This is a genomic window from Niastella populi (assembly GCF_002078015.1).
In the GTDB taxonomy this organism is placed as follows: domain Bacteria; phylum Bacteroidota; class Bacteroidia; order Chitinophagales; family Chitinophagaceae; genus Niastella; species Niastella populi.
Genome location: NZ_LWBP01000229.1, coordinates 24,224 through 33,375, shown reverse-complemented (window position 1 = coordinate 33,375; position 9,152 = coordinate 24,224). Strand labels below are relative to the sequence as shown.

The 9,152-nt window shown below is 45.2% G+C and carries 10 protein-coding genes; 2 read left to right on the top strand and 8 right to left on the bottom strand.

Annotated elements, in window-relative coordinates; all coding sequences use genetic code 11:
- Positions 1–609, top strand: a 609-nt coding sequence (locus A4R26_RS35265; RefSeq protein ID WP_207625853.1) for a hypothetical protein, incomplete at its 5' end; no start/stop codon positions are given.
- Between the two features lie 126 nt (positions 610–735).
- On the opposite strand, the gene A4R26_RS29935 is transcribed toward A4R26_RS35265, so the two are convergent.
- The 8 genes from A4R26_RS29935 to A4R26_RS29900 form a co-directional block, all read right to left on the bottom strand.
- Positions 736–1,239 (bottom strand): RrF2 family transcriptional regulator, encoded by a 504-nt coding sequence (locus A4R26_RS29935; protein ID WP_081170207.1) that lies wholly within the window; start codon positions 1,237–1,239, stop codon positions 736–738.
- A 70-nt stretch (positions 1,240–1,309) separates the two neighbouring features.
- Positions 1,310–1,621, bottom strand: a complete 312-nt coding sequence (locus tag A4R26_RS29930; RefSeq protein ID WP_081170206.1) for an iron-sulfur cluster assembly protein — start codon at positions 1,619–1,621, stop codon at positions 1,310–1,312.
- A complete protein-coding gene (locus tag A4R26_RS29925; RefSeq protein WP_081170205.1) occupies positions 1,587–2,060 on the bottom strand; it encodes a SufE family protein in 474 nt (157 codons plus the stop codon). Before A4R26_RS29925 ends, A4R26_RS29930 begins: the two co-directional genes overlap by 35 nt.
- A gap of 2 nt (positions 2,061–2,062) precedes the next feature.
- The gene (locus A4R26_RS29920) at positions 2,063–3,304 is read right to left on the bottom strand and encodes a cysteine desulfurase (RefSeq protein WP_081170204.1); all 1,242 of its coding nucleotides are present in this window, start codon (positions 3,302–3,304) and stop codon (positions 2,063–2,065) included.
- Positions 3,301–4,605 carry a Fe-S cluster assembly protein SufD gene (gene sufD / locus A4R26_RS29915; protein WP_081170203.1) on the bottom strand — a complete coding sequence of 435 codons (1,305 nt, stop codon included), beginning with the start codon at positions 4,603–4,605 and terminating at the stop codon, positions 3,301–3,303. Before sufD ends, A4R26_RS29920 begins: the two co-directional genes overlap by 4 nt.
- Positions 4,606–4,727: 122 nt before the next feature.
- Entirely contained in the window at positions 4,728–5,486 is a 759-nt protein-coding gene (gene sufC, locus A4R26_RS29910; RefSeq protein ID WP_081170202.1) for a Fe-S cluster assembly ATPase SufC, read from the bottom strand.
- A gap of 77 nt (positions 5,487–5,563) precedes the next feature.
- The gene (gene sufB, locus A4R26_RS29905) at positions 5,564–7,009 is read right to left on the bottom strand and encodes a Fe-S cluster assembly protein SufB (protein WP_081170201.1); all 1,446 of its coding nucleotides are present in this window, start codon (positions 7,007–7,009) and stop codon (positions 5,564–5,566) included.
- Between the two features lie 591 nt (positions 7,010–7,600).
- Complete coding sequence (locus A4R26_RS29900) at positions 7,601–8,311, bottom strand: arylesterase (protein ID WP_081170200.1); 711 nt, start codon at positions 8,309–8,311, stop codon at positions 7,601–7,603.
- A 149-nt stretch (positions 8,312–8,460) separates the two neighbouring features.
- On the opposite strand from A4R26_RS29900, the gene A4R26_RS29895 reads away from it, so the two are divergent.
- The gene (locus A4R26_RS29895) at positions 8,461–9,141 is read left to right on the top strand and encodes an ABC transporter ATP-binding protein (RefSeq protein WP_081170199.1); all 681 of its coding nucleotides are present in this window, start codon (positions 8,461–8,463) and stop codon (positions 9,139–9,141) included.
- The last annotated feature ends 11 nt before the right edge of the window (positions 9,142–9,152 follow it).

Here is a 9,152-nt window from a genome sequence, read left to right as displayed (position 1 = left end):
CGTATAGCCAAAGAGCAAAAAGAGAAAGAAGATAAAGACCATACGGCCAAAGAACAGAAAGAAAAAGAGGACAAAGAGCGCGCCGATAAAGAGCGCATAGCCAGGGAACAAAAAGAGAAAGAAGACAAAGAACGCGCCGCCAGAGAACAGAAAGAAAAAGAAGATAAAGAGCGCGCTGATAAAGAGCGTATAGCCAAAGAGCAAAAAGAGAAAGAAGACAAAGAACGCGCCGCCAGGGAACAAAAAGAAAAAGAAGACAAAGAGCGCGCCGATAAAGAGCGTATGGCCAAAGAGCAAAAAGAGAAAGAAGATAAAGAACGCGCCGCCAGGGAACAAAAAGAAAAAGAAGACAAAGAGCGCGCTGATAAAGAGCGTTTAGCCAAAGAGCAAAAAGAGAAAGAAGATAAAGAAAGTGCCGCCAGAGAACAGAAAGAAAAAGAAGAGCGAATAGCCAAAGAACAAAAAGGGAAAGAAGATAAAGAGGGAGCGGCCAATGAACCAAAAAGCAGTGAGGAGAAAAAAGATGAACAGAACAAGAGCGGAAACCAGGGCGTTAAAAATATTGGTCCAAAGGGTGGTGATCTAAAAAGATTTAAAAAACCTTCCTAACATATCTAAAAATTTCGCCCCCGGCATATGACTGCCGGGGGCATTTTTTTAATAGCAACCTGTTAAATCATTGACAATAAAAAAGCCCCTGTATACCGGAGCTTTTTTATAATAAGTTGTATGCTGTTATCCTTCCTGCCCTACTATATTCATAATGCTTTTCATTATTGCAGGATCGGGTTGCAGCATCTGGTATAATATTTTGGTTGATTCTTTTTCTGAGTTTACGAGGTCGTGCAGCGTTACTTTATCGAGCAACTGATCGAGCGTATACTGGATCATCTGCCACAACGAGCGGGCTGAACAATCGACCGAGTTGGTGCATAACTTCATAGTGCCGGCATGCGAACCACAGAAAGTGCTGTTGAACATTGGTCCGCCCAGGGCTTTCAATGCATCATTGATCACAATTTCTTTTGGCGGTTTTGCCAGTACATACCCTCCTTTATTGCCGGGTTTGCTTTTTATCAATCCTTTCATGCGTAAGATACGGGTGAGCTTGGCAACATATGTACCGGTAAGCCCTTCCGCTTCACTTAACTGCGGAATGCTCATGCCATTCGTATCCTTGCAGGCTGCAAGCCGTATCAATATACGCAAACCGTATTCTTCCTGTGCAGTTATTTTCATGTAAAAATGAGTTCTTGTTTTTATGAAACCGCTTCATGCGTTATGCGTTCAGCGTTTTGCGTTCAGCGCTCTACATAAATCCCAATTCCAGTTGTGCCGCTTCCGACATCATGCTTTTGTCCCAGGCGGGCGTCCATGTTACGGCCACATGCACGTCATTCACCCCTTCGATCTGACGCACCTTCTGATCAACTTCAACCGGTAACGACTGTGCAGCCGGGCAACCGGGCGCCGTTAATGTCATTACGATCTGAACGTTGTTGATCGGCAGTATATTTATTTCATAGATCAAACCCAGCTCCCAAATACTCACCGGTAATTCAGGATCAAAAATGGTTTGCAATACTTCAATTACTTTTTGTTTCAGCGCTTCGTTCTCCATGCGGCATCGAGTTTTTAATTTTAAAGGCAAGTGCGTAATTCTTCATTTGTTTTACCATTGCCAGCAACCCGTTTGCGCGGGTTTGTGCCAGATGTGTGGTCATGCCTATCTTCTGAATGAATTCCAGGTTGGCATTGATGATCTCATCGGGCGTATGGCCTGTAAGCACCCTTATCAGCATACTGATCAATCCTTTTACGATGATGGCATCGCTATCGGCTTTGAAATAGATCAATCCGTCTTTGTATTCAGATACCAGCCATACAGTACTTTGGCAGCCGCGCACTTTATTTTCATCGAGCTTATGCTTCTCTTCCAGCGCCGGCAGCTTTTTACCCATGTCAATGATATATTCGTATTTATCATCCCATGAATCGAACAGCGCAAACTCTTCCACTATTTCATTCTCTATTTCCTGTATGGTCTTATGATCGCTCATTGTTATAATAACAGTTTTAAAGCTTTCTGCAATCCAAGTATCAACTGATCTACTTCTTCTTTTGTATTGTACATGGCAAATGAGGCCCTGATGGTGCCTGGTATGCCAAAACAATGCATCAATGGTTGTGCGCAATGATGACCGGTTCTTACCGCTATACCGCGGTTATCGAGCAAAATGCCAATATCCTGCGGATGTACTTTATCTATAAAGAATGAGGCAACGCTTACCTTGGTGGCGGCAGCGCCAATGATGCGAAGACCAGGCAACTGTACCAGTTGTTCAGTAGCGTAATTCAGTAATTCGGTCTCATGCTTACGGATCTTTTCCTTTCCTGTTTTGCTCACATATTCTAGGGCCGTTTTTAATACCACCGCATCGCCGATATTCGGCGTACCGGCCTCAAACTTATAAGGCAGATCGGCATAGGTGGTTTTCTCCAGCGTCACTTCTTTTATCATTTCTCCACCACCCTGAAAAGGCGGCATGGCCTCAAGCAATTCCCTTTTGCCATACAACACACCGATACCGGTTGGCCCGTATACCTTGTGTGATGAAAAGGCAAAGAAATCACAATCCATCGCCTGCACATCTATATCGAGGTGAACGGTCGATTGCGCGCCATCGATCAGCACTTTTGCGCCGGCCTGGTGCGCCAGCTTTATGATCTCTTCTACCGGGTTCACGGTTCCCAGCGCATTGGATACATGCACTACGGAAACCAGTTTTGTTTTTGAACTCAGCAGTTTTTTATACTCATCGAGCAACAGAACGCCGTCTTGTTGGGGAATCATTTTTAACAGGGCGCCTTTCTCTTCGCACAGTAACTGCCACGGTACAATATTCGAGTGGTGCTCCATTTCGGTGATGATGATCTCATCCCCGGCTTTTATATTTTTACGTCCCCAGGTATATGCTACCAGGTTAATGCCTTCGGTAGTACCCCGGGTAAATATTACCTCTTCCCTTGAAGCAGCATTGATAAATTGACGGGCTGCATCGCGGCTGGCTTCAAAAGCGGCTGTCGCTTCTTCGGCCAGCGTATGTATACCCCTATGCACATTTGCGTTATAGTTTGTATAATAATCAACCAGTGCATCTATCACCACCTGCGGCTTCTGTGTAGTTGCGGCATTGTCAAAATATACCAATGGCTGACCCTTCACCTGCCGGTTCAGCGCCGGGAACTGTTTCCGTATGGCATAAACATCCAGCTCCTTTGATATGGTGTTGCTCTGTATCATGCTAAATCAAATTCCAAACGTTCAGAAATCAGTTTGTCGACATACTCGCGAATGGGATCTATTTTGATCTGCTCCAGAATATCTACGGCAAACCCGTGTAACAATAAAGAGCGGGCAGTGCTTTCTGTAATCCCTCTCGAGCGCAGGTAGAATAAACTTTCTTCATCGAGGCGACCAATGGTACAACCGTGTGAGCATTTTACATCATCAGCAAAGATCTCCAGCTGAGGTTTGGTGTTCACGCTTGCGCCTTCCGCCAGCAATACATTCTTATTGCTCTGGTAGGCATTCGTTTTTTGCGCATCCTGGCGTACAAAGATCTTTCCATTGAATACACCGGTGCTTTGATCGTCTAACATGCCTTTGTACAGCTCATTGCTTTCGCAATGGGGTTTGGCGTGGTCAACTACCGTATGGTTATCAATGTGGCTTTGCCCCTGTTGTAAATAAATACCGTATAAATGCGCTTCGCAATATTGCTCGTCGAGCACAATGTTCAGGTTGTTGCGAACCAGGCCGTAATTCAGTGAAACAGTTACGGTATGCGTATAGCTTTTACCGATCTGCTGAATGTGCGTGGTAGCTACCTGGCTTGCATGCGAAGCATCGGTTTGAATTTTATAATATTCGGTAATGGCGTCTTTCTCCACCACGATCTCTATCACGCGGTTGGTAAAGCTTTCCTGTGTGCCGAGGGTGTTGAATGTTTCAACAAACTTCACCTGTGCGTTCTCGCCTACATACACCAGGGTACGTGGCTGCGAAAGCACATTGGCCTCACGGGCATCGGTAATATTATAAATGTATATGGGATGCTCTATGATCTGTCCTTTTTTAACATGAACAAACATTCCATCCTGCACAAAAGCAGTATTCAGCGCCATAATACCGTCTTTCAGGTAATTGCTGCTGTGGCCGAGGTGTTTTGCAACGATATCCCTATACTCATTACTGGCAGCTTCCTGTAGTGGCTGTACGGTCAGTCCTTTTGAGCGGATCACCGATAACTCAGGCACATACCTGCCATTGATATATACCAGTTCATTGGCCTGCTCATAACCGGGCAAGCGAACAGACGCAAGGTCGGCTGCGGTCACTGCAGACTGGCCTGCCTGGTACTTGTATTCCTTATTGAAAAAACTGCCGATACGGGTATACTTCCACTCTTCGTGGCGGGTTGTGGGAATACCCATTGTATTCAACGCATCAAATGCTTTTTGACGAATAACACCCAGTCCGTTCAGGTCGCTTACATCAGGTAACTTGCTATACCGTTCTTTAATATATTCTAAATTGTTCATTGTTTCTTAAGCGTTTCATGTTTCACGTTACTGGTTACAAGTTTCAGGTTGCAGGGCTTTAAAATCCAGGGCTGTTTCAATGTCATATCCCTGTAACTTGTAACCTGAAACCTGTAACTGACTTATGCTTCAACTTTAAATTCATTTTTAATGAAATCATATCCCCTTTCCTCCAGCTCGAGCGCCAGTTCTTTGGGACCAGATTTTACGATTCGCCCGTTATACAATACATGTACAAAATCAGGAACGATATAATCGAGTAACCGTTGATAGTGGGTAACCAACAGCACGGCATTATCCTTGCTGCGTAACTTGTTCACCCCATTGGCTACAATACGAATGGCATCGATATCCAAACCAGAATCGGTTTCATCGAGAATGGCCAGTTTGGGTTGAAGCATCGCCATCTGGAACACTTCATTTCTCTTTTTTTCACCACCAGAGAAGCCTTCGTTCAGTGAACGGCTCAGCAGCGACTGGTCGATGTGGGTTTGCGCCATTTTCTCTTTCATCAGCTTCAGGAATGCTACAGCATCCAGCGGTTCTTCGCCACGATACTTACGTACTTCATTCACTGCAGTTTTTATAAAGTTGGTTGTACTTAAACCTGGTATTTCTACTGGGTACTGAAATGCGAGGAATAAACCTTCACCGGCCCTTTCTTCAGGAGACAGTTCCAGCAGGTCTTTTCCGGCAAACTCAACAGTGCCTTCTGTTACTTCATAATTTTCACGGCCGGCCAATACCGACGCCAGGGTGCTTTTTCCGGATCCGTTCGGTCCCATAATAGCATGCACTTCACCCGGTTTAATTTCGAGGTTGATACCTTTCAAAATTTTCTTCTCGTCAATACTTGCATGCAAGTTGTGAATTGATAACATAGTTATTTGATATATTTTAATCGTGAATCGTCAAATGCATTTTCATTATCACATTAGCTAATTATCACATTAGCCAATTAACCAACACTTCCTTCCAGGGAAATAGCCAGCAGCTTTTGCGCTTCTACCGCAAACTCCATCGGCAACTGGTTCATTACCTCTTTGGCAAAACCATTGATGATCAGTGCAACTGCAGTTTCGGTATCGATACCGCGCTGGTTGCAATAGAAGATCTGGTCTTCACCAATTTTGCTGGTAGTGGCTTCGTGCTCTACAACAGCGGTATTGTTCTTTACTTCAATATATGGAAAAGTATGCGCGCCGCATTTATCGCCCAACAGCAATGAGTCGCACTGCGAGAAATTGCGGGCATTGGCTGCATTCTTACCAACATGCACCAGTCCACGATAACTGTTGTTACTAACCCCGGCCGAAATACCCTTCGATACAATACGGCTGCGGGTGTTTTTACCAAGGTGCATCATTTTGGTACCGGTATCGGCCTGCTGGTGGTTGTTGGTCACCGCCACGGAGTAGAACTCCCCTACCGAATGATCGCCTTTCAGGATCACGCTTGGATATTTCCAGGTGATCGATGAACCGGTTTCAACCTGCGTCCAGCTGATTTTTGCATGGGCGCCCTGGCAAATGCCGCGTTTGGTTACAAAGTTGTAAATACCGCCCTTGCCATCTTTATCGCCGGGATACCAGTTTTGAACGGTTGAATATTTGATCTCCGCGTTCTCCATAGCAATAAGCTCTACTACGGCAGCGTGTAACTGGTTTTCATCACGAATAGGCGCAGTACACCCTTCGAGGTAGCTTACATAACTGCCTTCATCGGCAATTAACAGCGTACGCTCGAATTGGCCGGTGCCTTCTGCATTGATGCGGAAGTAGGTCGACAGTTCCATGGGGCAACGAACGCCTTTTGGAATATAACAAAACGAACCATCGCTGAATACAGCGGAGTTCAACGCAGAGAAATAATTGTCGGTGATGGGAACTACCGAACCTATGTATTTTTTTACCAGTTCAGGGTGCTCCTGAATGGCTTCGCTGATAGAGCAGAAGATAATACCCAGTTCGGCCAGTTGCTCTTTGAAAGTGGTACCGATTGAAACGCTGTCGATAACCGCATCGATGGCTACACCGGAAAGGCGTTTTTGCTCATCGAGTGAAATACCCAGCTTTTCAAAGGTTTTGCGTAACTCGGGATCTATTTCATCGAGGCTGTTGATATTCTTTTTCTGTTTGGGAGCAGAATAATATATAATATCCTGGTAGTTGATCTTTTCGTATTTAACATTGGCCCAATTGGGTTCCTCCATCTTAAGCCAGTGTTTATAAGCTTTCAGCCTCCATTCCAGCATCCACTCCGGTTCATTTTTTTTAGCTGAGATAAAACGGATGGTGTCTTCATTTAGTCCGGGGGGCGCTTCATCTGCTTCAATGTCCGTTACAAAACCATATTTGTAATCAGTGAGAACCGTTTTCTCAATTGCACTAAGCTCATTATTCATCTGAAAAATATTTAATTTTTGGGTCAGCCGCCCGCCTGACCTGACGGGCAGGGAACCTGCCGCAAAACGTTCATTGCCTTAAGCCTTAGCAAGCTAATTTTGTGAAGGCTCGTTTCATAGCAAGTTCTTTTAAATTGACCTTTTTCTGTTTAGGAGCACAAAGGTACAACAATCTATACTAAAAAGTATAAACAGCATTATATCATTTCTTTTTATGCGGAGATAAATAAATCTTATGATGGCTTTTCGGCTGATCTTCAATTAATTAGAAGAAGTTCGCAAGCCGGTTGCCTGTATGGTTACAGAAAGCCGGTACAGCGGGTTGACATGCGCCCTGTGGGAATTGCGCCGCAAAGGTAAGGAAAAACGAAGTTCCCGGTTCTTAGTTTTTGGTTCCCGGCTGTTGGGTTGCCAGAAAAGAAAAGCAGGATAACCTTACAAGAACGTTAATGCGTTTGCCCGTTTGCATTAGACGATTGACTGGTTTGGCGGCGAAGTAATTCAAAAATGCAGGAATGTACCCATACAAGCGAGTATTTGGCAATAGACGTGTAGTTTCGGGCAACAAGTGTGCATGTAACGATCAACTCACTACAGCATCCCCTGCAGCACGTTCCATACATTCTGCGCCACAATGCGATGCCCCTGGGGATTCGGGTGAATACCATCGCCCTGGTTCAGGGAAGCAACGCCGCCCACATTTTCGAGCAGAAAGGGAATAAGCGCTACATTGTTCTTTGCAGCCAGTTGTTCAAATACCGCCCTGAACCGGGTAGCATAATTGCGGCCCATATTAGGCGGCACCTGCATTCCGGCCAGAATGATCTTAGCCTCGGGATATTTTTCGCGTACCCTGTTAATGATCGCCTGCAGGTTCTTTGACGTTTCGGCAATGGGAATTCCCCGCAACCCATCATTACCGCCCAGCTCGAGCACAAATACATTAACGGGTTGGCGCAGGATCCAGTCTATACGGCTTTTGCCGCCCGCCGTGGTTTCGCCGCTTACCCCGGCATTTATCACCTTATAGGGTAGTTGTAATGAATCGATCTTTTCCTGAATAATGGAAGGGAAAGATTCCGAGGGATCTACGCCATAACCGGCCGTAAGGCTGTTGCCGTAAAAAACGATTGTTTTTGCTTTTTCCGTTTTCCCTGCCGCCGGTACCTGTTCCCGCTTCTGATTTGAGGTGTCATTTGCCTTTTCTTCATTGTTACCGCAACCGGCCATCAACGCCATTATCAGCATGCCTGTAACGAAATATTTTCCGCCCATATAAAAATTACTCCTAAACTGTTTCATGGTACCTCCTTATAATTTTCCACTTCGTAATTTGTTCAAAATGCTGTTGACCGGTTCAACAGTTTATACTCAAAATAACATTAATTTAAGCAACTTTATTACCATATAACTGTAATTAAAAGTTTAAAGATCCAGACATCACAACAGATATGGAAACAATTCTCAGCGTAAAGAACGTAAGTAAAACGTACCAGGGCGCAGGGCAAACCCTCACAGTGCTCAATGAAGTGAATTTTGCGGTAGAAGCCGGTTCCACGGTTTCCATTGTTGGCCCTTCGGGTTCGGGTAAAACCACGCTTTTAGGGCTTTGCGCCGGTCTCGACCGGGCCAGCCAGGGTTCGGTTGAACTGAACAATATCCGGCTCGACCAGTTGAGTGAAGATGAGCGGGCTCAGGTACGTAATCGCTACGTTGGTTTTATTTTTCAGAACTTCCAGTTGCTGCCTACCCTTACGGCGCTCGAGAATGTGATGGTTCCGCTTGAATTAAGAGGCGAAAAAAATATTCGCTCGCGGTCAATTACCCTGCTCGAAAAAGTTGGACTACAAAACCGCATGCACCACTACCCCGCCCAGCTTTCGGGCGGTGAACAGCAACGGGTTTCTCTTGCCCGGGCATTTTCCAATAGCCCCCGTATTTTATTTGCCGATGAACCAACCGGCAACCTCGATGTAGAAACCAGCGATAAAGTGATAAAACTGTTGTTCGACCTGAACCATGAAGCCGGCACAACATTGATAATCGTTACGCATAATATGGAGCTGGCTTCGCAAACAAAACGCATTATCAGGATAAAGGGCGGTCATCTTGTTGCAGATGAACTAAATTAATAAGAAAGTGC

Coding starts and splice junctions, on each gene's coding strand:
- A4R26_RS29930 (WP_081170206.1), bottom strand. CDS start 1,621: ATGGAGAACGAAGCGCTGAAACAAAAAGTAATTGAAGTATTGCAAACC.
- A4R26_RS29935 (WP_081170207.1), bottom strand. CDS start 1,239: ATGAAAATAACTGCACAGGAAGAATACGGTTTGCGTATATTGATACGG.
- A4R26_RS29920 (WP_081170204.1), bottom strand. CDS start 3,304: ATGATACAGAGCAACACCATATCAAAGGAGCTGGATGTTTATGCCATA.
- A4R26_RS29925 (WP_081170205.1), bottom strand. CDS start 2,060: ATGAGCGATCATAAGACCATACAGGAAATAGAGAATGAAATAGTGGAA.
- A4R26_RS29900 (WP_081170200.1), bottom strand. CDS start 8,311: ATGAAACAGTTTAGGAGTAATTTTTATATGGGCGGAAAATATTTCGTT.
- A4R26_RS29895 (WP_081170199.1), top strand. CDS start 8,461: ATGGAAACAATTCTCAGCGTAAAGAACGTAAGTAAAACGTACCAGGGC.
- sufC (WP_081170202.1), bottom strand. CDS start 5,486: ATGTTATCAATTCACAACTTGCATGCAAGTATTGACGAGAAGAAAATT.
- sufD (WP_081170203.1), bottom strand. CDS start 4,605: ATGAACAATTTAGAATATATTAAAGAACGGTATAGCAAGTTACCTGAT.
- sufB (WP_081170201.1), bottom strand. CDS start 7,009: ATGAATAATGAGCTTAGTGCAATTGAGAAAACGGTTCTCACTGATTAC.